The organism is Halobacillus locisalis (assembly GCF_013694105.1).
GTDB lineage: Bacteria > Bacillota > Bacilli > Bacillales > Halobacillaceae > Halobacillus > Halobacillus locisalis.
This window is the reverse complement of sequence record NZ_JACEFG010000001.1, coordinates 228860-251779: the sequence shown is the minus strand read 5'-3', so window position 1 is coordinate 251779 and position 22920 is coordinate 228860. Positions and strand designations below refer to the sequence as shown.

Annotated in this window: 21 protein-coding genes, 1 other RNA gene and 1 other annotated feature; of the genes, 2 read left to right on the top strand and 20 right to left on the bottom strand. The window is 43.5% G+C overall.

Annotated elements, in window-relative coordinates; all coding sequences use genetic code 11:
- Positions 1 to 2 precede the first annotated feature (2 nt).
- The 18 genes from mtnN to H0266_RS01130 all read right to left on the bottom strand — a co-directional run bounded on the left by mtnN (position 3) and on the right by H0266_RS01130 (position 18109).
- Positions 3 to 695 (bottom strand): 5'-methylthioadenosine/S-adenosylhomocysteine nucleosidase, encoded by a 693-nt coding sequence (mtnN, locus tag H0266_RS01215; RefSeq protein ID WP_181470569.1) that lies wholly within the window; start codon positions 693 to 695, stop codon positions 3 to 5.
- A gap of 28 nt (positions 696 to 723) precedes the next feature.
- Complete coding sequence (locus tag H0266_RS01210; protein ID WP_181470568.1) at positions 724 to 1392, bottom strand: YrrS family protein; 669 nt, start codon at positions 1390 to 1392, stop codon at positions 724 to 726.
- Positions 1393 to 1549: 157 nt separating this feature from the next.
- Entirely contained in the window at positions 1550 to 2026 is a 477-nt protein-coding gene (gene greA, locus H0266_RS01205; protein WP_181470567.1) for a transcription elongation factor GreA, read from the bottom strand.
- A gap of 157 nt (positions 2027 to 2183) precedes the next feature.
- The gene (gene udk / locus H0266_RS01200; RefSeq protein WP_181470566.1) at positions 2184 to 2837 is read right to left on the bottom strand and encodes a uridine kinase; all 654 of its coding nucleotides are present in this window, start codon (positions 2835 to 2837) and stop codon (positions 2184 to 2186) included.
- A 52-nt stretch (positions 2838 to 2889) separates the two neighbouring features.
- Positions 2890 to 3519, bottom strand: coding sequence for an O-methyltransferase (locus H0266_RS01195; RefSeq protein WP_181470565.1), 630 nt, complete (start codon positions 3517 to 3519; stop codon positions 2890 to 2892).
- Between the two features lie 138 nt (positions 3520 to 3657).
- Complete coding sequence (gene mltG, locus H0266_RS01190; protein WP_246363579.1) at positions 3658 to 4782, bottom strand: endolytic transglycosylase MltG; 1125 nt, start codon at positions 4780 to 4782, stop codon at positions 3658 to 3660.
- Between the two features lie 677 nt (positions 4783 to 5459).
- Positions 5460 to 5744: a DUF1292 domain-containing protein gene (locus tag H0266_RS01185; protein WP_181470564.1), complete on the bottom strand. Its 285-nt coding sequence runs from the start codon at positions 5742 to 5744 to the stop codon at positions 5460 to 5462.
- 16 nt (positions 5745 to 5760) lie between these two features.
- On the bottom strand, positions 5761 to 6177 hold the full coding sequence (ruvX, locus tag H0266_RS01180) for a Holliday junction resolvase RuvX (RefSeq protein WP_181470563.1): 417 nt from the start codon (positions 6175 to 6177) through the stop codon (positions 5761 to 5763).
- Positions 6174 to 6446 (bottom strand): IreB family regulatory phosphoprotein, encoded by a 273-nt coding sequence (locus tag H0266_RS01175; protein ID WP_181470562.1) that lies wholly within the window; start codon positions 6444 to 6446, stop codon positions 6174 to 6176. Before H0266_RS01175 ends, ruvX begins: the two co-directional genes overlap by 4 nt.
- A gap of 63 nt (positions 6447 to 6509) precedes the next feature.
- On the bottom strand, positions 6510 to 9146 hold the full coding sequence (gene alaS / locus H0266_RS01170; RefSeq protein ID WP_181470561.1) for an alanine--tRNA ligase: 2637 nt from the start codon (positions 9144 to 9146) through the stop codon (positions 6510 to 6512).
- Between the two features lie 118 nt (positions 9147 to 9264).
- Positions 9265 to 9471 (bottom strand) — a binding site (T-box leader).
- 44 nt (positions 9472 to 9515) lie between these two features.
- Complete coding sequence (locus H0266_RS01165) at positions 9516 to 10583, bottom strand: AI-2E family transporter (RefSeq protein ID WP_181470560.1); 1068 nt, start codon at positions 10581 to 10583, stop codon at positions 9516 to 9518.
- 230 nt (positions 10584 to 10813) lie between these two features.
- Entirely contained in the window at positions 10814 to 11626 is an 813-nt protein-coding gene (locus tag H0266_RS01160) for a TIM barrel protein (RefSeq protein ID WP_181470559.1), read from the bottom strand.
- 19 nt (positions 11627 to 11645) lie between these two features.
- A complete protein-coding gene (gene recD2 / locus H0266_RS01155) occupies positions 11646 to 13973 on the bottom strand; it encodes an SF1B family DNA helicase RecD2 (RefSeq protein WP_181470558.1) in 2328 nt (775 codons plus the stop codon).
- Between the two features lie 25 nt (positions 13974 to 13998).
- A complete protein-coding gene (locus H0266_RS01150) occupies positions 13999 to 14655 on the bottom strand; it encodes a tetratricopeptide repeat protein (RefSeq protein WP_181470557.1) in 657 nt (218 codons plus the stop codon).
- A gap of 109 nt (positions 14656 to 14764) precedes the next feature.
- Positions 14765 to 15877, bottom strand: a complete 1113-nt coding sequence (gene mnmA / locus H0266_RS01145) for a tRNA 2-thiouridine(34) synthase MnmA (RefSeq protein ID WP_181470556.1) — start codon at positions 15875 to 15877, stop codon at positions 14765 to 14767.
- Positions 15878 to 15891: 14 nt separating this feature from the next.
- On the bottom strand, positions 15892 to 17034 hold the full coding sequence (locus tag H0266_RS01140) for a cysteine desulfurase family protein (protein WP_181470555.1): 1143 nt from the start codon (positions 17032 to 17034) through the stop codon (positions 15892 to 15894).
- 18 nt (positions 17035 to 17052) lie between these two features.
- Positions 17053 to 17472 carry a cysteine metabolism transcriptional regulator CymR gene (gene cymR / locus H0266_RS01135; RefSeq protein WP_146812759.1) on the bottom strand — a complete coding sequence of 140 codons (420 nt, stop codon included), beginning with the start codon at positions 17470 to 17472 and terminating at the stop codon, positions 17053 to 17055.
- Positions 17426 to 18109 (bottom strand): DUF6198 family protein, encoded by a 684-nt coding sequence (locus H0266_RS01130; protein ID WP_181470554.1) that lies wholly within the window; start codon positions 18107 to 18109, stop codon positions 17426 to 17428. The genes cymR and H0266_RS01130 overlap by 47 nt, the downstream gene beginning before the upstream one ends.
- A gap of 632 nt (positions 18110 to 18741) precedes the next feature.
- Here H0266_RS01130 and H0266_RS01125 point away from each other — a divergent pair.
- Both H0266_RS01125 and H0266_RS01120 read left to right on the top strand, forming a co-directional pair.
- Positions 18742 to 20019 carry a replication-associated recombination protein A gene (locus H0266_RS01125; RefSeq protein WP_181470553.1) on the top strand — a complete coding sequence of 426 codons (1278 nt, stop codon included), beginning with the start codon at positions 18742 to 18744 and terminating at the stop codon, positions 20017 to 20019.
- 136 nt (positions 20020 to 20155) lie between these two features.
- Positions 20156 to 20797 (top strand): RsfA family transcriptional regulator, encoded by a 642-nt coding sequence (locus H0266_RS01120; protein WP_181470552.1) that lies wholly within the window; start codon positions 20156 to 20158, stop codon positions 20795 to 20797.
- Between the two features lie 80 nt (positions 20798 to 20877).
- Here the strand turns inward: H0266_RS01120 and ssrS are convergent.
- Together ssrS and aspS are read right to left on the bottom strand one after the other, a co-directional pair.
- A non-coding RNA gene (ssrS, locus tag H0266_RS01115) (6S RNA) lies at positions 20878 to 21074 on the bottom strand.
- 76 nt (positions 21075 to 21150) lie between these two features.
- Entirely contained in the window at positions 21151 to 22920 is a 1770-nt protein-coding gene (gene aspS, locus H0266_RS01110; protein ID WP_181470551.1) for an aspartate--tRNA ligase, read from the bottom strand.

The following is a 22920-nucleotide window of genomic DNA, read 5'->3' as shown; positions in this document are numbered from 1 at the left end:
TTTTACTCCATTTCTTTTACCATGTTCATAATCATGATAGCGGCATTCTCGGCTGCTTTCGGTAAGAATTGATCAAATGATATCGATGATTCTTTACCTGCAATATCCGATAAAGCTCTGAGGACCACAAATGGTGTCCCATACTTATAACAAACTTGAGCAATCGCAGCGGCTTCCATTTCTGCCGCGATCATTTCAGGAAACTTACCTCGAACGAAGTCGACTCGCTCTTCTTCTTGCATGAAAGAATCCCCTGTTGCAATGATACCACGTGCGGCCTTGGCATCGGTCTCTTTAATAGCTTCCATAGCGCTTGTCATCAAGGCTTCATCAGCTGCATACATCGCTGGCATGCCCGGTACTTGTCCATAATCATATTGGAAAGCTGTGACATCTACATCGTGATGAGTGACTAGACTTGAAACAACAATGTCCCCAACTTCTAAATCCTTGGCAAAGCCTCCTGCTGAGCCTGTGTTGATCACCTTATCAATCCGGAAGCGCTCATGAAGAATGGTCGTGGACATCGCTGCATTGACCTTCCCAATTCCCGATTTAAGCAATACAACGTCTTTGTCGTGCAATCGGCCTTCAATAAAGAGACTACCCGCAACCTCCTGTTCTTTCGTATCTGTCATATTTTGTTTAAGTAATTCAACTTCTTCGTCCATAGCTCCAATGATGCCTATTGTCATGACGGACTTCCCCTCTCGATTTTGTTCGTTATTGTGGCACTTGATTCAACTCATCCATTTGTTGTGCCTGAAAGCCTGTACCTTCAATCCACTCTAGGTAGACCCGATACACTTCATCTTTATTATTTTTGTTGTAGACGGTAGCAATGGCTTTATTCGGTGTTCCACCATTGCCTATATATTGGGTAATCATATTGTCCTTTGTTAAACCTGTAACATCGCGTACCACCTGCTCCATTTCAACCCAATCCTGACTTTCTGTATCGTAGGTGATTCGATGTTCCCCTTCAATCGTCTGTTCAGTTTGGAGCGGTTTCCAATTTTTCTTTATGATCCTTTTAACATTTTCATCGTCACTATTTTCAATAACAGTTAATTCTTCTTTCGGCTCTTCGCCTTCCTCACTTGAGACTTCAGAATCCTGTTGATCTGAGGATTTTTCTGGTGCATTCTCGTCTACCTGAGAATCATCGTTATCCCCATTTGTGTTCTCTTTTTCTTCCTCGTCCTCAACACTGACGGACTCCGATGGTTCCGGCTGCTTAGCTGTCCCATCTGTTTCATTTCCACCAAAAATAAAGAGGGCTACAAAGGTGATGACCAACAAACCGGCAGCACCCATAAGCCAGGTCATCATTTTCGTTCCTTTCCGCTTTTTCTCATAACGGTTAGACCGTGAATGGAATGAATTCGTCATGGATGTTCTCCTCCTTTAAACTCGATGTTTATTATACAATATCACACCAAGAACACCAATACCCAAATTAGCGGGCTCACCCCTTATTTCCTGGGCAATCAGATGTACCAAAAATAAAAAGGACAGAAGATTGACCTCTGCCCTTTCCCTTACATCACTATTCAACTGTAACGATTTTCACATTGATGTCTCCACCTGGTGTCGCTACCGTCACTTTATCACCGACACTGTGACCGATCAGGCTTTGAGCCATTGGAGAGTCATTTGAGATTTTACCCTCGAAAGGATCTGCTTCTGCACTACCTACAATCGTGTAGGTTTCTTCATCACCATCAGGAAGTTCTTGGAATGTGACAGATTTACCAAGTGTAACTGTATCCGGATTTGCATTATCATTCTCGATAATAACTGCATTGCGAATCATGTTTTCAACTTGAGTAATGCGTGCTTCAACAAAGGCTTGTTCATCTTTAGCAGCATCATACTCTGAGTTCTCAGAAAGGTCCCCGAAGCCTCGTGCAATTTTAATACGTTCGACAACCTCTTTACGTCGCTCTGTTTTCAGATGATGCAACTCTTCTTCGAGCTTTTGTTTACCTTCTTCTGTCATGTAATAACTTTTTTCTTCTGCCATGGTCTAGATACACTCCTTTAATACATCAATAGGATGTTCCCCTAATATAGGAAATGAGCAGTACGTCCGTACGCTCATTCTAATTAACTATACTTTATCCGAGGACATACTTGTTTAGAACTACTATTGTGTACTATGCCAGATTTTTGGTAGCATTTCAACTATTTTCTTTGCTTTGCGTTTGCCCTTTCTCATGAAGGACGGTTTGGATTTTTGTAGCCATTAGATCAATCGCTACGTGATTCTGTCCACCCTCAGGAATAATGATATCCGAATAACGCTTAGTGGGTTCAACGAATTGCAAGTGCATCGGACGTACGACATTAATGTACTGTTCAATGACGGAATCTAATGTACGACCGCGTTCATTGATGTCTCTCATCATACGTCTGATGATGCGCACGTCAGCATCGGTATCAACAAATACTTTGATATCCATAAGATCGCGCAATCGCTCATCCTCTAAGACAAGAATCCCTTCTACGATGATGACCTCTTTCGGTTCGACATGAATCGTCTCATCAGAACGGGTATGCATCTTATAATCATAAACAGGCTTTTCAACCGCATCTTGGTTGATCAATTGTTTCAAGTGGTCAATCAATAAGTCGTTATCGAAAGCCAATGGATGATCATAATTCGTTTGCAACCTTTCTTCGAAAGGAAGATGCGTTTGGTCTTTATAATAATAATCTTGTTCAATCATAAGGATTGATTTATCAGCGAATCGTTGGATGATGGAACGTGTAACACTTGTTTTACCTGACCCCGTTCCTCCAGCAACTCCGATTACAACAGGTTTATCCTTCATAGTTCTAGATTCTCCTTTCATCCACTCAATCTATGTGACCCTTCAGGGCTCTTTATTTCTTCTTTGTGATGGCTACTCCATCCCCAATTGGAATAATGGTCGTGTGATAATCAGGGTGACTCGTTAACCACTCGTTGAATTGCCTAATCTTTTTTGCGATTTTCGCCATACGTTTACTTGCTTCCGTATCATCTGCAACATACCCTTTAAACAGGACATTGTCAGAAATAATGACCCCTCCCTCAGACAGCAGAGGTTCATATAAATGAAAGAATTCCTCATATTTTCCTTTGGCCGCATCGATAAACAAAAGGTCGAATGGAGCTTTTTTCACTACCTCTTCTTTCATTTCCAGTGCATCGCCGTACAAAATATGAATACGATGATCAGCATCCGCTTCGGCTACGTTTTTCAAGGCTTCGTCGTAACGCTCTCTATCTCGTTCTATCGTTACAATTTCACTTGTAGGCGAAGCTTCAATCATTCGTAATGCGGAATACCCTATGGCTGTCCCGATTTCAAGGATTCTATCAGGGTTTTGCATACGAATGATCTGCATTAAGAAATGAATACCTAAGGGCTCCATGATCGGCACACCTTGTTCCTTGGCGTATTCTTCTAATCGCTCTACCTGCTTTGTAGCTTTCGGCAGTAATGATTGTAAGTAATCTTCTTGCTCCATGGAAAGAACACCCCTTCTTACGATAGTCGATCGCATTTTACAACCCTATTATTTTAACATACGGTCCTACTGAACGCCATCGGTGATTTCAGGAAAACGCATAAAAAAAGAAGGAATGCGAACATTCCTTCAACGTGATTAACTGCCCGTTATATACTTCGCTTTTAATTCATTGTGTTTCTCTAGTGTCTCCGCATAGTAAATGTTTCCTTCACTATCAGCAAGGAAATAGTAGAATGAATTCTCTGCTGGTTCTGCTGCTGCAGCAACAGAGTTTGCATTGAAGTTAGAAATCGGACCGATTGGCAGACCGTTTACGTGATACGTGTTATATGGGGACTCAACTTCTAAGTCTTCATATAGAACGCGATCTTTGTGCTCCCCAAGAGCGTAAAGTACGGTAGGGTCTGTTTGTAATGGCATCTTTTCACCAATACGATTGTAAAAGACACCTGCGATTTTCTTACGGTTTTCAGCTGTACGTGCTTCGTTCTCCACTAATGAAGCCATTGTGATCCCTTCATGAATCGTCAAATCATTCGCTTCGAATGCATCTGTGTATGGTAGTACAACGGACTCAGTCTTCTGTATCATTTTCGATACCACTTGTTCAATACTCGGGTCATCCACATAAAATGGATAGGTGGCTGCAAATAAGTACCCTTCAAGCGGGTAACGAATATCCTCTTGCAATATGGCGTCTGTCAGTAATGCAGAGTGTTGACTCATCAACTCTTTGATATACGTCTTGTCATTCACTTTTTCCATGAACTCTTCTTTCGTAAAGTCCAATTTCTCAGCATAGATTTCAGCAATCTGCTCAATTGACTGACCTTCTGGCACGGTCACATTGAAGACAGGCTCTTTCACTAATCGTCCGGTTTTCAACGTTTCAATAATCTCATTCAATTTCATCGATTGAGTAAATTGATAGTCTCCAGCCTGAAAGCCTGTTTCGTTATTGAACTTCGTGTAGAAGCGGAAAATCAAGTCATTCTTAATAATCTCATTCTCTTCAAGTATAGAAGCAATTTGTGAAGTAGAAGACCCTAATGGGATTTCAACATTTTGCTGGCTGTTATCGTCGGGATCCACTGGTTCTAATGCCCCTTTGACGTACATGTAACCTGAGAAGCCACCTACAGCGATGACAACGATAAGCGTGATTAAGATTGTTGAAACAATTTTCCTCACTGTACTCGCCTCTTCTGTGCGTTTTTTGAAGCGTTCTTTATATTTATCTTTGAAGTTTGATTCTGACAACGGACTTCCCCCTTCCATCCGGTACATTATACTATATAATGCTAGAATCTTTCTACATCTGCCATTAAATTTCTACAAATATATAGGAAATTCCCGTTTATATTAGCAAAGAATTCCTTTCCTCAACAATCGTGTAGGATTGTTGAAGACTTGATTTCGAGTTGTACTGGGTTCGTCACCAGATTAAGAGCAGGGGCTGGTTTTGAAACAACTCGCTTTCCTGCGGGGGAACCGCCAAGCCTCCTCGGTCGTTGACACTCCCTGTGGGGTCTCGCCTAGGTCCTTCTCCCGCGGGAGTCTCGCTGTTTCAAAACCACCCCTTTGGACACAGAGAGGAACGAACCCTCAACGTGGTAGGTGAATCATCACTATAGAACTATGCGCTAGGTATCAAGAGTTTAGCACCTATGCTTATTATGTGACGTGAATCAGTTCGGCTGTTGTTTCCGTTCTTCTCATGAAAGCAAGAAGGTCCGGGAAATGGCGAGACTCCTATGGGATGTACATGATTGGAGAGATCCCGCAAGGCGGAGCCTGAGGAAGCTCACCACATGCCCACGGAAAGCAAGTCATTTCCCGGACCTTCATACGCTACCCGATGCAACGGAAACCACTAAATCTTAAATGAACAAAACACATAAAAAAACCCACGGATTCATCCGCGGGCTCTTGTATCATTACGCTAAATCTTCGTCTGTCAGCGTGTTCAGCATTTCTTCGACCATTTCCCATTCTTCCTCTGACTCGATTTGGAATAGAGCCAAGTCGTCTTCTTCATTCCCTTTTTCCTCATAACGGAAAGCGAAAACTTCAACCTCGTCGCCTTCTTTTTGATCTGCAGGAACAACCGCAATATAGGATTGCTTTGTCTGGTCTACATCAAATGTGAATAGAACTTCAAATAAATGCTCTTCCCCGTTTTCATCAGGTATGATAATACGCTCTTCTTTTTCTAGTGCCATAATTAAGTGGCCTCCTTTATTGTTTTGAATCTAAAAAACTTTGCAAAATCATAACGGCAGCCATCTTATCAATGACTTTCTTCCGTTTCTTACGACTTACGTCAGCATCAATGAGTACACGTTCTGCTGCCATGGTTGTTAACCGCTCATCCCACAAATGAGCGGTTATTTTAAAGTTCTTCTCGAGCCAATAGGCAAAAGCTTGGCTTGCTTCTCCTCTTGGACCGATTGTTCCATTCATATTCTTCGGAAACCCAACGACCGCTTCGGTCACCATATGATCCTCAATGATTTTTAGAAGCTCTTGTCTAGCGGTAGAATAATCCTTTTCATCCCACTGAATCGTTGTTAATCCTTGGGCAGTCCAACCAAAGGCGTCAGAAATCGCGACGCCAATGGTTTTTTCGCCCACATCTAATCCTATTTTTTTCATTCAATGCCCTCTTTATTCTTTTCTAAATAAAATTTGACTAATTCCTCAATTAATTCGTCTCGTTCAATCTTACGAATTAAATTCCTAGCATCTTGATGCCTCGGGATATATGCAGGATCTCCTGAAAGTAAATACCCGACAATCTGGTTGATAGGGTTGTACCCTTTCTCTTGCAGGGCGTTGTGTACAGACAATAATACAGAGCGAACATCTTGGTCGAACGGCTCCTCTGAGAAATTGAATCTCATTGTTCTATCCATCGAACTCATTACAGTCACCTCGCACTTATTAGTCTTTACTTCATTATATACCTGTTTTACCCATAGGGAAAACTATGCGTCTTGACGGACATACTCTTTGGCGAATTCAAGAGCTTCCGGAATTTTAGAAGCATCTTTACCACCTGCTTGAGCCATATCCGGACGTCCACCGCCTCCGCCTCCGCAGCGGCTGGCCGCTTCTTTAATTAAATGACCTGCATGATATCCTTTTTCTACTAAGTCTTTGGATACTCCTGCAATTAACTGAACTTTATTTCCATTCGGTGCAGCAAGTAAGATGATGCCGGACTCTACCTTTTGTTTTAAGTCATCAATCATCGTTCTTAATGCGTTCGCATCTTTGACGTCTACTTGTTTAGCTAAAACATGAACTCCGTTGATTTCTTCAAATTCATCTAGAATATTAGAAGCTTCCATATTTGATAATTTGGCGCTCAACGAGTCATTTTCTTTTTGTAAGTCCTTCATTTCTTTGTGAAGCACTTCAATACGTTCTGGTACTTGAGCAGGCTTTGTTTTAAGAAGTTCTCCAGCTTGCTTCAACAAGGCTTCTTTTTGATTCATGTAAAGGTAGGCGTCTTTAGCGGTAACCGCTTCGATTCGTCTCGTTCCTGCACCGATCCCTGACTCTGAAACGATCTTGAACAAGCCGATTTCCGCCGTATTATGAACGTGGCAACCACCGCAAAGTTCTAGACTGTAATCGCCAACTTGCACAACCCGAACTGTATCTCCGTATTTCTCACCAAAGAGAGCCGTCGCCCCTTTAGACTTCGCTTCTTCGATCGAATTGTATTCGATGGAAACAGGTATCGACTGCCATACTTTTTCATTGACGATGGACTCGATTCGTTCCATCTCTTCATTCGATACAGAACCGAAGTGAGAGAAGTCGAAACGCAAACGGTCAGGAGCGACAAGGGAACCGGCTTGATTGACATGGTCGCCTAGAACATCTTTTAACGCTTGATGCAACAAGTGAGTCGCCGTGTGATTTTTTACGATAAAGGAGCGTGATCCAGCATCCACTTCCGCTTTCACTTGATCGCCTTTTTGGACTGAACCGCTTCGAACAACCGCTTCATGCATATGTTGCCCGTTCGGAGCCTTTTGTACATTTGTCACTTCAAGGTTTGCACTAGAAGACGTTATGAATCCTTTGTCAGCCATTTGTCCTCCACTCTCAGCATAGAATGGGGTTTGGTTCAGGAATAAATAAACCGTGTCGCCTTCATCAGCTTCATTACTAAAGTCTTTTCCTTTAATGAGTTCAACAATCTCAGCATCGGTTTGCAATTGATCATACCCGATGAAGGTACTTTCTACATGTACATCTCCAAGCACGCCTTCTTGAATTTGCATGGAGTCGGTCTTTTGTCTCGCATTACGCGCACGTTCTCTCTGCTTTTCCATTTCAAGACGGAAGCCCTCTTCATCAATCGTAAAGCCGGCATCAGCAATATATTCTTCTGTCAGTTCTTTAGGAAATCCGTAGGTGTCATATAATCGGAACACTTCTGTACCCGGGAAAACGTTGCTTCCTTTTTCCGTTTCTTGCTTCATGATAGAAGAAAGAATCGCCAGACCATCGTTCAGCGTTTCGTGGAAACGCTCCTCTTCGGTTTTGATCACGGTCTGAATGAACGCTTCTTTTTCCTTCACTTCCGGATAAAAGTCGACCATGATTTTGGACACTTCTGGTACTAGTTTGTGCATGAACGGCTCATCAATACCGATCTGTTTAGCGAAACGCACAGCGCGACGAAGAAGACGACGAAGAACATAGCCACGTCCTTCGTTGGATGGAAGGGCTCCATCACTGACCGCGAAGGTGACCGTTCTCATATGGTCGGCAATCACCTTAAACGCTGAGTCTTCCTCGACACTCACGCCGTATTTACGACCGGAGATTTCCTCTGTCGCTTCAATGATCGGTAAGAAGAGATCTGTCTCAAAGTTCGTTTGCGTCTCTTGAATGACACAAACGATTCGTTCTAACCCCATCCCCGTATCAATGTTCTTCTTCGGTAATGGTGTGTAAGTATCGTCCGGATTGTGATTGAATTGAGAAAATACCAAGTTCCAAATTTCTAAGTAGCGTTCGTTTTCTCCACCAGGATACAGCTCAGGGTCTTCTGGGTCATTCCCAAACGCTTCTCCACGATCATAGAATATTTCTGTGTTCGGACCACTCGGCCCTTCACCGATATCCCAGAAGTTTTCTTCAATACGAATGACACGTTCTTCATCCAGCCCGACTTTATCTCGCCAAATCGAGTACGCTTCGTCGTCTTCAGGATGGACGGTGACCGCTAACTTTTCGGGATCGAAACCGATCCACTGATCACTCGTAAGAAACTCCCATGCCCAGTGCATCGCTTCTTCTTTGAAGTAATCACCAATCGAGAAGTTTCCGAGCATTTCGAAAAACGTATGGTGACGGGCTGTAAATCCTACGTTCTCAATATCATTGGTACGAATCGATTTTTGAGCATTGACGATTCTTGGATTCTCGGGTGTCACTCGTCCATCGAAGTATTTCTTAAGCGTAGCTACACCACTGTTGATCCATAATAAAGTGGGATCTTCATGAGGAACGAGAGAGGCACTTGGCTCTACTCCGTGTCCTTTTTGTTTAAAAAAGTCTAAAAACATTTGTCGCACATCTGCAGACGTTAATGATTTCATTGTTCTATACCTCCCTAGGTCTTTATCTCAAAAGCGGGAATCTTGTACGATGTTACAAGCCGCTTTTAGGAATGCTGTTTCTTTCTATACAAACGAAAAACTCCCGTCTCTGCACATTGGCAGGGACGGGAGTTGAATCCGCGGTACCACCCTGATTATAGGCATTCGCCTATCAGCTTGAACGCGTATAACGGGGCGTGGACCGGCGGGGATTAACCGCACTCCGGAATAGCTTTCAGCAACCTAATCCATAGTGTCCTTTACAGCCTTGAGAACACCTCTCTACAATGAAGTATTGCCTACTCTTTTCCATCGATGTATTTTTTCGCTCATATAGTGTTGATATGCGCTATTATAGATAATTGATACCTATCTGTCAATGTTCAGACGCCCTTCCCTTACTTCCGCAACAATCACCTTCAAGCACGTTAACACAGGCACAGCTAAAATCAATCCCGGAATACCTGCCAGTTCTCCACCAGCAAGCAAAGCTAGAATGATGAATAACGGATGGATATGGATGCTTTTCCCCATAATGTAAGGCGATAGCAAATTCCCTTCTAACACTTGAATGACAGCAATGACGATTACAGTAAAAAGCATAATCTGCCAAGATACAGTCAAAGCAACAACAATGGAAGGGACAGCCCCCAACAGTGGCCCGAAGTACGGAATGATATTGGTCAGCCCGACCACAATTCCAAGCACAAGGGGATAGGGAAGTTCAATCAACCAAAAGCCAAGAGTCGCAAGAAAGCCTACGACTAAACTGATTAATAATTGTCCCCTGATATAGCCACCTAAAGAATGGTTCAATTGTGTGGTGAGACGATTCGCTTCTTGATGCCATTTTTCTGGAAGCCATTGAATCATCCATTTTCCAATCTTTTTATAATCTTTCAAAAAATAAAAAGTCATGACAGGAACGACCGCCATCAAAACGACCATGTTGAATACACCACGCATACTCGCTAGAAGAGCCATCACCTTTGAACTAATCCAATCCTCAAAGTCTGAGAAGCTTCCATTCACTTTTTCATGGATTCCATCTGGAAGACGCTCCGTTTGGGCGTAGAATTGATTTGTCCACTTCTGATAGGTTTCAGCCAACTGAGGTGCCTGCTCGTTCAACATGCGAAGCTGCTCCAACAAGTTCGGATACCCACGATAGACCCCGAAACTGATCAAGGAAAAGAAAGCAAAGAACAAAATCAAGATCGCCAAGGATCTCCGCACTCCAACCTCTTCTAGCAAATGGACAAGAGGATGTAACAGCAATGAAAGAACCAAGGCCAGTACAAATGGTAGTAAAACCCTGCCGATCATCACAATCACATGATCATAGTATGGAAACAACCACGCAAGCAATAGCAAAGTGACAAGCACGATTAAGAAAATGGCGAGTCGCTTGACCCATGCTGACGAATGATCACTCATACACGTTTACGATCCTTGCTGATAGAATATATCATTCAAAGAGCTTAAACTACCATCTTCCTCGATTTGATGAATGTTGACTTTCCCATCCTCTACCCAAAGCTCCAAGCAACAATTCCAACAATAAAATTGGTGTGTGCCAATTTTTCCGAGGTTTTTGTTTTCACAATTCGGACAGCGCATAATGATAAACTCCTTTTTACCATCATTATGACCGACCTTTTATAGATTCATACATTCCTTAATGACTTGTGAATCCACTGGATGGCTTCTGCGACTTCGTTGGATGTGGGATTGGTGTGAGGCGTATGCTCAAAGATGAAAAAGACCGACTGCTGAGAAGCAAGGTACTCTATCATCGGTTGCATATCGAATACCCCATAAGCTTTCGGATGCATCAGCGTCCATATGTACCCTTCTTGTTTCAACTGGACATTATGCATGTGGACCACTTTTGTAAAAGGGAGTAACGGTTCTATGTAAGTTTTCCACTCGTCTTCCGTTGCCATCCGATAATCTCCTAGATCAATACATATACCTAACCCGTACTGCTTCCATAGTGTCTTCGGAAATTCGTGCAAATAGTGAATACCACACGGAGACTTGTGTTGACCGAGTTTCGGTTCACATACGATCGGAATGCCATAATCCGTCTGCAAGCGGCTCAAGAAATCCAATCCTTCCTCGATGACATCTTTCGTTGGGTAAGAGACGGAGTTCTTGAAGTAAGGGAAATGGACAAGGACATATTCGGCTCCAACAGTGGAGAGGTAATGTACTTCCTGTTCAAATTCCGTGCGTGCCTTCCCGACTGGTTGCGCTACGTTTTCTATTAAATCATATTTACTTCCACCACGTATCAGTGGCGAATGAACGCCAAACGTTACATTATGCCTGCGAGCCTTTTCTAAGAACAATTTGAACGCGGCTTGGCTAGGGAACTCACCTATCTCAACATGTGTACACCCTTGTTGAAATAAGTGATCGAATCGATCCGGGTCGGATAAGATGGTGCTCCCGGACATCCCTAATTGATGCTGCATCACAGATGACCCTCCTTTGTTACTCCATAAAATCGTACGGGGAAATGTCTTCTTCCTCTTCTTCTAATGGGGCTTCAGGTGCATCTTCTTGAAGTTTTTCGTTCAGCCTTGTATAGCGTAAGTTCGTATCCGTTGTCTGAACTCCTTCTAAAAACGCATTGGCATCACCACAAATAATGAGTGACTGTTTGGAACGCGTGATGGCCGTATAAATCAGATTTTTTCTGAGCATACGACGATAGCTACGCACAATGGGTAAAATCACAATTGAAAACTCACTACCTTGTGATTTGTGAATCGATGTACAGTACGCATGCATGATATTGTGCAAATCTTTCTTCGGATAAACAATTTCCTTCCCATCATAGTCGATGACGACTTGTTCTACGCCATCCACATTTTCTTCTGCCCGGAAAATCGCGACAATCTTTCCGATGTCACCATTGTACACACCATCTTCCGGCTGATTCACGAGTTGGATGACCTTATCACCTTTCCGGAAGATCGTGTCTTTGAACCGTATGTCGCGTTTCTGTTTACTTTGTGGATTAATGATTTTCTGTATTTCTTCATTCAATCTATGAATCCCCACATCTGTACGATACATCGGCGCCAATACTTGCAGTTCTTTTAATTCAATCCCTTTATCCACCGCTTTCTTCACGATGTTCGTGACAAGGTCTGTAAGTTGATGTTCCCTTGCAGGAAGGAAATTAAAATCATGTTCTTTGCTCAAGGAATTTCGATTGCATTCATCATTTTTTATCTCATGAGCAAGCTGTATGATTTTCGAACCTTCTTTTTGTCTGTATACTTCTTTCAGTTGAACAGACGGCAGCTTTTGGGATGCCAACAAGTCAGCAAGCACTTGTCCTGGACCGACGGATGGCAATTGGTCTTCATCGCCGACAAGGAGGACTTGCATATCTGAAGGCACTGCACGGAATAATTGATTCGCAAGCCAAATATCTACCATTGAAAACTCATCGACGATCAGCACTTTCCCTTCTAGCGGGTTGTTCTGATTTTTTTCAAATTGCTCATGCCCGTCCCAACCGAGAAGGCGATGAATCGTACTCGCCGGCAAGCCTGTAGACTCGTTCATACGTTTGGCAGCTCTGCCCGTCGGTGCAGCTAGTACAAATGGAAAAGGTTGATCGGAATCATACGACTCCGGATCCATCGACAAATCGTTCAAAGCTGCAAACGATTGGATGATCCCTTTGATGACCGTCGTTTTCCCTGTTCCCGGTCCACCAGTCAAGATCATGAGTTTTGAAGATAGAGCTTTCTCTATCGCTTGGAATTGGTCTTCTCCATAGCTGATCGACTCCTCTTCTTCGATATCCCCGATGATCTTCAGCAAATCAGCTTGGGTATGTTCAGCCTCCACCTCATCATCCATGACACGTTCCAAGTGCCTCCGAAACCCATTCTCCGCAAAGTACAAAGAAGGCAGATACACCCGATCGTCTTCAATATACACGTGCTTCTCCTCACCTAAATGGATAATCTGCTCAGATAATTTATTAAAAGAAATCTCAGGATCTACACCTGTATTCAATAACTGCTCAACCTGGACGAGGCATTCTTCCGTGGGCAAATACACATGCCCATCAGACATGCTTTTTTGAAGCATATATAAACAAGCCGCACGAATTCTGGTCGGATGATCGTGTGCTAACTGCTGCGTTCGCGCCATTTCGTCTGCCCGGTGAAATCCGAATCCCTCAACACGGAAGACGAGCTGATAAGGGTCTTCTTCGATAATGGATAACGTCTGGTCCTTAAATACTTCATAAATCTTCTGAGACAGCTTCAAACCGAAGCCATACTGTGATAGATGGATCATGACATGTTCAAACCCTTGGTGCTCTTTAAGTGAATCATACAGTTGATCCGCTCGCTCTTTTGGAAGCTTCGGGACTTCTTCCAAAACGGTTCGATCTTCTAATATCTTGGTAATGGCTTGTTCTCCTAAGTGATCGACGATTCGTTCGGCGGTTTTTTTCCCGATACCATGAAATAAATCACTGGATAAGTAGAGGACGATCCCCTCTTTCGTCTCCGGTAGAACGCGGCTATACATGTCTACGACGTATTGTGTACCGAACTTTTTGTGGGTCTGGAATTCGCCATGAAAGATATACGTTTCCCCTTCTTCTAAAGGAGAAAAATGACCTTTGATGACAAGGGTCTTTTCTTCGAATGCTTCATTCGTTTCTTTAACCTGAATCGAGGCAATTGAAAAATGTTCAGATTCGTTATGAAAGATCATCCGACCGAGTTCACCTTTCACAAAAGGACGTTCTTCATTCGATTCCGTAAAGAGCGTTTGTTGATTCATAGTCATCTTTCCCCTTCAATCCTTACTATTCCAATGCTTGCTCGACTTGTGCTTTAGCATGGGCCGCTAACATGTGCTCACTATTGATCTCCAATGCTCGATTAAAGTGCTCTAAAGCCCCTCTTGCATCTTCTTTATGAAGTGAAACAACACCTAAATTGTAATGGGCATCACTGTGTTCTTTTTCCAATTGTAGCACACCGTTCATGGCCTTTTCAGCTTCTTCAATCTGTCCATTCTGGGCAAGACACAGTCCGTACTGGAATTGTATATCTACATCTTCAGGAGCAAGTTCCGCTGCACGCAATAAATAAGGCAAAGCGAGCTTTGTATATTCTTGATGGACAAACGTCATCCCTAACATGAAATGAACATCTGCCTCATCTAACCCATTCTTCACGGCATGAATGAATTGCTCCTGCGCTTTCGTGTATTTTTCTTGATCATAGTACACATTCCCTAAACCGTAGTAGGCCGTTGCGGCCTCAGCATTCAATTCGATTGCACGGTTGAAGAAGCGTTCCGCTCTCTCATATTCGTTCATGTGGGTTAACAAGTTTCCGAAGTTTATGTAACCCACTGGCTCCTCAGGGTTCTCGTCAATCGATTCAGTGAAGAGGCGAGCCGCTTCTTCATAATTGTGTTGCTGCATCTGTTCAATTCCTTGAGTTAATTTATCCATTTGTACATTCCTCCTAATATCGTTCGATCTACGTTCAACATGAAAGGGGTTTTCTAAACTTGGAACCCTAAAAAAAAGTCATGCCCTTTAGACGGACATGACCTTACCATTAACCGACATACGTAATTGCCGTCTCTTCTTTTAAAACAGTGTCGATGGTTGCTCCACCTAAGCAGACTTCCCCATCATAAAGAACAACGGCTTGTCCTGGTGTGATGGCACGTTCTGGTTCATCAAATGTCACTTTGAAGCGGCCATCCTCCATCGGAAAAACCGTTACTCCACTATCTTCCTGGCGATAACGGAATTTAGCTGTTGCTTTGAAGGCTTCGATTGGTGCATTCCCTGATGTCCAGTTCGCTTCTGAAGCAATGAGGCCATCAGAATATAGGGCATCGTGATGGAAACCTTGGCCGACGTAAAGAATGTTATCTTCAACATTTTTACCGACCACGAACCACGGGTCACCTGCTCCACCAATGCCTAAACCTTGACGCTGACCTAATGTGTAATACATCAGACCATCATGTTTCCCTTTTACTTCCCCATCTAAAGTTTCCATATTTCCAGGTTGTGCAGGCAAGTATTCGCTCAAGAAATCCTTGAAGTTACGCTCACCAATGAAGCAGATTCCTGTAGAATCTTTCTTCTTCGCTGTTGCTAAATCATTTTCTTCAGCGATTTTTCGAACTTCTTTTTTCTCAAGGTGTCCGAGTGGAAACATCACTTTGGCCAGCACATCTTGGGATAATTGGTTCAAGAAGTACGTTTGATCTTTGTTGTGGTCGACACCACGAAGCATTTCGTAGCTACCATTATTTTCTCGCACTTGAGCGTAATGCCCCGTTGCCAAGTAATCAGCGCCTAAGCTCATCGCGTGATCAAGAAATGCTTTGAACTTGATTTCTTTATTGCACATAACATCCGGATTCGGTGTACGTCCTGCTTTGTATTCTTCAAGGAAATAGGAGAATACTTTGTCCCAATATTGCTTTTCAAAATTTACAGCATAGTAAGGGATATCCAATTGGTTACACACTCGAATCACATCTTCATAGTCCTCTGTTGCTGTGCATACTCCATTCTCATCGGTATCATCCCAGTTTTTCATGAATATACCGACAACATCATAGCCTTGTTGTTTTAAAAGAAGAGCCGCGACAGAAGAATCGACGCCTCCGCTCATACCGACAACGACGCGTGTATCTTTTCGTTCTTTCATTTATTTTCACCTTCCTAGTCACTCAGTCTATGAACAATTTGACTGACTTTTTTGGCTGCTTGTTCTACATTATCATCATTGTTAGCCAGACCAAAGCTGAACCGGATCGAGTTCGTTGTTCGATCATCTTCCGCACCATACATAGCAGAAAGAACATGAGACGGCTCAACAGAACCTGCTGTACAAGCACTTCCGCTTGAAGCCGCTACGCCTGACAAATCAAAGTTAGTCAATAACGTTTCTACATTCATTCCAGGGAAACTGATGTTTACAATAGACTCCATCGTTTTATCTTCCGCACCATTGATGCTATAATTCACCGACTCTTCTTTAAGTGTCTCAATGAATCGATTTCTATAACGACGATAGGCTTCTCGATAACTGGTTCTTTTTTCTGTAATGATTTCAACAGCCTTCTCAAAACCTTTGACGGCCGGGACATTTTCAGTGCCTGCCCGTCTTTTTCGTTCTTGTTCCCCTCCATGTTGGAGAGTGGCAAGCTGCGTTCCTTCACGAACATATAAAAAACCGACACCTTTAGGTCCGTTTATTTTATGACCTGAGACAGCTAATAGGTCGATAGGTAATTCCTTAACATTGATGTTCAGCAATCCATATGCCTGAACGATATCCGAATGGAAATAAGCTTGATGACTATTCATTAAGTCGGCAATCTCTTCTATCGGTTGAATGACGCCTGTTTCATTATTGACCATCATAATGGATACCAGAATCGTATCGTCTCGTAGGGCTTGTTGTACATCCTCTGTTTTAACTGCCCCAGATTCATCAACGGGTAAATACGTGACGTCAAAACCTTGTGCCTCCAAAGATTCGACTGCATGCAATGTAGCATGATGTTCGATCGAAGTGGTAATGATATGCTTACCTTTTTGTTGGTTGGCGATAGCCGTTCCAATAATGGCTAAATTGTCAGCTTCCGTACCTCCACTGGTAAACACAATTTCTTTCTCATTCGCACCGATACTCGAGGCCGTAGTTCGTCTTGCTTGATCTAATAATCTTCTTGCTGACCTTCCGAACTGGTGCACACTGGAGGGGTTTCCGAATGTTTCCTTATAAACGGGAACCATTTCCTCAATAACGTCCGGGTGCATCGGCGTCGTCGCAGCATGATCTAAATAAATTGACTCCATGATAACACCTCACATTCCTTAAATATAAAACATATACGCATCTTGCGTTTGATCGTCTACATGATCCTTCAAATCTTCAAGCGTCGTCGTATCGAGCACGTCTTTCACAGCGTCTCGGACACGTTTCCATAAAGCTTGTTTTGCAGGTTCCTCATTTTCGATTCCCTCAACAGGGGTGATCGGACCTTCTAGGACACGAATGACATCTCCAGCTGTAATCTCATGAGGTGCCTTCGTCAACATATAACCGCCGTAAGCCCCACGCACACTCTTCACAAGAGAGGCGTTTCTAAGCGGCGCAATCAACTGCTCCAAGTAATGTTCGGATAAATCATTGTCGCGTGCAATTTGTTTTAACGAAATCGGTCCATCTCCATACTTTCTAGCAAGCTCAATCATAATGGTTAGACCGTATCGGCCTTTGGTAGATATCTTCATATAATTCACCTTTCGTTTGTAAAAACTCTAGCAGCTTCTTCGAATAAGGTAGGGTGTAGCCTACAAAAGTCCCTAAAAACAACGCAATGAACACGGTTCCGAACCCGACAGGACCACCTAATGCGAACCCGAGGACAGCGACCGTTACTTCAATGCCATTCCGAACTGTGGATACTTTCCACCCCGTAGCTTTTGTAAGGAGAAGCATCAGACTATCTCTTGGTCCAGCTCCCATATCAGGGGCGACATAAACGCCGATTCCGATTGCAATCACAAACGTTCCAAGTCCGAATACAAGCAATTTGGTAAACAATAGTTCCGGCTCTGGCAACAGCCAATTGAATACATCAATAAACACACCAATTAAGACCATATTTAATATCGTCCCTACTTGAGGGAATCGCTTTTGCACAATTGAATGAATGATGACAATAACTAATCCAGCAATGATCGACCACGTTCCGACTGTCAGTCCCAACTGTAGGAATAGACCGTAATGGAACACATCCCATGGACCGATACCGAAATCTTTGACTTGCATCGTCATCGATATCCCTAATCCGAGGATAATCAAGCCGATCGTGAAGAAACTCCACCTAAGCAGGGTTTGTTTATTATTGGAATGGTTTCTTTCCACTTGAAACCCTCCTCTCTTTATTATACCAAACGCTATTATAGCATGAATGGCAAGTCTCTTGCATTTCGTTAAAAATGGGAATAGTCTTGAATGAGAAAGAAGTCCGTTTCAGCGAATCTAGCAGCAAACCAAAAAGCCTGATAATGAGATGTTAAAGCTTCGTCACCGCATAAGGAGCAGGTGTGGTTTTGAAACAACTCGCTTTCCTGTGGGGGAGCCGGCAAGCCTCTTCGGTCGTTTCACTCCCTGTGGGGTCTTGCCTGAGCCCTTCTCCCACGGGAGTCTCGCTGTTTCAAAACCACCCCTTTCTAAACTGGGAGAAACGAACCCATAGCATGATGTATGGGGGTGCTCAGGTCTGAACACCCAGCGCTCTCCAAGACGAGCTTCCCACATCAAGAGTTCTAACGAGCGGACTTTTTTTTCAACGTTTCCGTTCTCCTTATAAAAGTAAGAAGTGACGGGAAATGACGAGACTCCTGTGGGTTGTACATGATCGGTGAGATCCCGCAAGGCGCAAAGCGACTGAGGAAGCTCACCACATGCCCACGGAAAGCGAGTTATTTCCCGTCACTTCAAACTCTACATGATGTAACGGAAACCACTACCCCGCCTTTAAAGGAGAGGATAAGATGAGTCAGCAACCACTCGCATTTCGTATGCGACCTTCAAACATAGATGAAATTATCGGTCAATCTCACCTTGTCGGAGAACAACAAACCATCCGTCGAATGGTGACAGCCGACCGCCTAGCTTCCATGATTCTGTTTGGCCCACCAGGCACAGGTAAAACGTCCATGGCTACAGCCTTAGCTAAAAGCTTAAAGTTGCCACACAAGACCCTGAATGCGGTAACGGACAAGAAGAAAGACATGGAGATTGCGGTAGAAGAGGCGAAAATGCACGGGCAGCTTGTACTGATCTTAGATGAGGTTCACCGTCTGGACAAAGCCAAACAAGACTTCCTACTCCCTCATTTGGAAAGCAATCGTCTGACACTAATCGGGTGTACCACAAGCAACCCTTATCACTCCATCAATCCTGCGATTAGGAGTCGGTGTCATTTGTTTGAACTTTACCGCTTATCAGCTGAAGAAGTGAAGCAAGCACTCGAACGAGCCCTACATGACAGCGAAAGAGGATTAGGAGATATGAAGATCGATATAACAGACGAAGCCCTTGAACACTTTTCTGGGTCCTCCAATGGGGATTTACGCGCTTCTTTGAATGGACTTGAGCTCGCTGCTTTTTCTACACCTGCAAATGATGAGGGAGTTGTGGTGATTAACCTAGAGGTAGCTGAAGCATGTATGCAGAAGAAGAGCTTTTCACATGATAAAGACGGAGATGCCCATTACGATGTGCTATCAGCTTTTCAAAAGTCGATTCGCGGCAGTGACGTTAACGCCTCTCTTCATTACTTAGGTAGACTAATTGAAGCCGGTGACTTAGATAGCATCGCAAGAAGAATGGTCGTCATTGCATATGAAGATATCGGACTAGCAAATCCACAAGCTGGACCACGAGCCATGGCTGCCGTAGAAGCTGCCGAGAGAATAGGCTTTCCTGAAGCAAGGATCCCTTTGTCTGTGGCTGTTACAGAGCTCGCTCTCTCTCCGAAATCTAATAGTGCCTACAAAGCATTGGATGCCGCATTAAGCGATATTCGTAATGGAAAGAGCGGCGACGTCCCCGCTCACTTGAAAGACTCTCACTATAAAGGAGCCTCCAAATTAGGCAGAGGGCTTGATTATAAATACCCTCACAATTATGAAGGGTCCTGGATCGATCAGCAATATTTACCGGACACCATTAAAAATAGAAACTATTACGAACCGAAAACGAACGGAAAATTCGAGCAAGCTCTAAGTCAAGTCTGGCAAAAGATAAAAAAACAAAAATCTACTTGAGTATAAATCTCACTTCTGTTGGCTACACTACAACTAAATCTGAAAAACTACTTTTCTATATATGGGGTGACGGTTCCATTCAAAAGCCACATTAGGTAGCACCCCTCTATGTAGAAACCAACAGGAGTGAATATATATGCCTAAAGTTAGACAAGACGCGTGGTCACATGAAGATGATCTATTATTAGCAGAAACCGTATTACGACATATCCGTGAAGGAAGTACTCAATTGAGAGCTTTTGATGAAGTCGGTGATGTCCTGAACCGAACGTCTGCTGCTTGTGGATTCCGGTGGAACGCAGAAGTTCGTCAAAAGTATGAACAAGCGGTAGAATTAGCCAAAAAACAGCGTAAAGAGAAAAAGCGTGAAGAAGCAAGACAGCAGCCAATGTTTCAACCTGCAGAAAAGCCTTCTTACCAAGAAGAGACGATTTCCCGTACCTATGTCGAGAAAGAACCTGCTACTTACCAGCAGCAAAAAGAGGAAACAGCATTGGACTTAAATCAAATTATCAACTTCTTGAAAGACCTGCAGAAAAAATCCGCCGACGATCATACTACACAAAATGAAGTCTTACAGCTCAAACAAGATAACCAACGTCTTACTGAACAAAACCAACAATTAACGAGACAATTGGAATCGATGGCGGATGATTATCAAGCTCTCATTCAAATTATGGACCGCGCACGTAAAATGGTCATGTTTGATGATCATGATGCCTACAAACCACAGTTCCGGATGGAGAAGAATGGAAATCTTGAGAATGTAGCTCGATAAGATCAATTTTATCGGAGAGAAACAAAGAAGGTGCCCCATAAGGGGCACCTTCTTTGTTTCTACATTATGTAATAAAAAAGATCAATCCCAATCGTGCCGTTGTTGTTGTAATGAGTTTTGAACCCGCTCCAGGCAGGTGGGTGCCCTGTTCCGGATTTCTTGCGTCCTCCCATCAGTGATGGTTAAGAGGCTTGCATTCCATCCGGAAACACCGGGCTCCCGTCTCATAAATGTTCGGTCAAAACGTGCATTTGAACAACGTACACATCAGGATTGATCTCTTTTACTGTATAGCTATCATAGCATATTTACATAGCCTTATCAATCATGATTCGAAGAATGAACCAATAGTTTTATTTTTCCTTTTTCGGAGCCAACTGCAAGTGAAGTTCATTCAGCTGCTCCGTGCTTACCGTTCCCGGCGCATTCGTCATCGGATCTGTAGCCGAAGCAGTTTTAGGGAATAGGATGGTGTCGCGCAAGTTCGTACGACCAGCTAACAACATGATGAAGCGGTCGAACCCAAGTGCAATCCCGCCATGAGGTGGCGTTCCGTACTCAAGAGCCTCTAATAAGAACCCGAATTGCTCTTCTGCTTCTTCTTGACTAAAACCAAGCACTTCAAACATTTGATCCTGCAACTCTTTTTGATAAATACGGAGAGATCCTCCACCCAACTCATAACCGTTCAGCACGATGTCATAAGCTTCTGCGTGAACTTCCTTAGGGTTCGTCGATAATTTATCGATATCCTCATCAGCCGGCATCGTGAACGGGTGGTGCGCTGCATAGTATCGTCCCTCTTCTTCGTCGTATTCAAACAGCGGCCAGTCCGTTACCCATAGGAAGTTGAACTGTTCGTGATCGATTAAATCAAGTGTTCGTGCAAGTTTTTGACGAAGCGCACCCAGGCTATCCTGAACGACAGATGTCTTGTCGGCCACAAACAATAGCAAGTCTCCGTCTTTAGCAGAAAGTTTTTCTTTAAGTGACGCTACTTCCTCATCAGAGAAGAATTTAGCGATTGGACCATTGAATTCACCATCCGTAACTTTCAACCATGCCAGGCCTTTTGCACCGTAAACTTTTACATCTTCGGTCAGCTTATCAATGTCCTTACGGGAAAATTGGTCCGCTTCCCCTTCTACATTGATAGCACTTACCTGACCACCAGAAGAAACAGCGCCGCTGAATACTTTGAATCCTGAGTCCTTCACATCTTCCGAAATATTAACAAGTTCTAAACCAAAACGCGTGTCTGGTTTGTCAGAACCAAAGCGTTCCATCGCTTCATAGTAAGGCATGCGCGGGAAAGGAGTTTGGATATCAATGTCCTTCACTTCTTTCATGACTTTTGTCATCATACGTTCAGTCATAGACATAATGTCTTCTTTAGACATGAAAGATGTCTCGATATCGACTTGAGTAAACTCAGGCTGGCGGTCTGCTCGAAGGTCTTCATCCCGGAAGCATCGCGCAATTTGATAGTATTTTTCGAAACCTGACATCATCAATAACTGCTTGAAGAGTTGAGGTGACTGAGGCAAGGCATAAAACTCACCATCGTGAACCCGGCTCGGAACCAGATAGTCACGCGCGCCTTCAGGTGTACTCTTCGTCAGCATCGGCGTTTCCATCTCAAGGAATTCTTCTTCATTTAAGAAGTTGCGAATCGACTGTGTGGCTTTATGACGTAATTTGAATGTGTCTTGCATTTCTTTACGACGCAAGTCTAGATAACGATACTTCAGACGAAGGTCTTCTGATGTTTCCGATTGATCTTCAATCATGAATGGAGGTGTCTTGGCTTTACTCAGTACATGAAGTTCCTTCGCAGCCAGTTCAATCTCTCCCGTGCCTAGATTTTTGTTGACTGTCTCCTCGCTACGTGCCACGACTTCTCCTGTCACTTCTAGCACATACTCCGTTCTCACACCTTCCGCAGCTTGCAAGGCTTCTGGTGAAGTTTCGGGATTGAAAACGACTTGTACAAGGCCGGAACGATCTCTCAAGTCTATGAAAATCAAGCCACCTAAGTCTCGGCGCTTCTGCACCCACCCTTTTAATGTTACTTCTTGACCCAAATGTTCTTTACGTAATGATCCACATACTGTTCGTTCCAT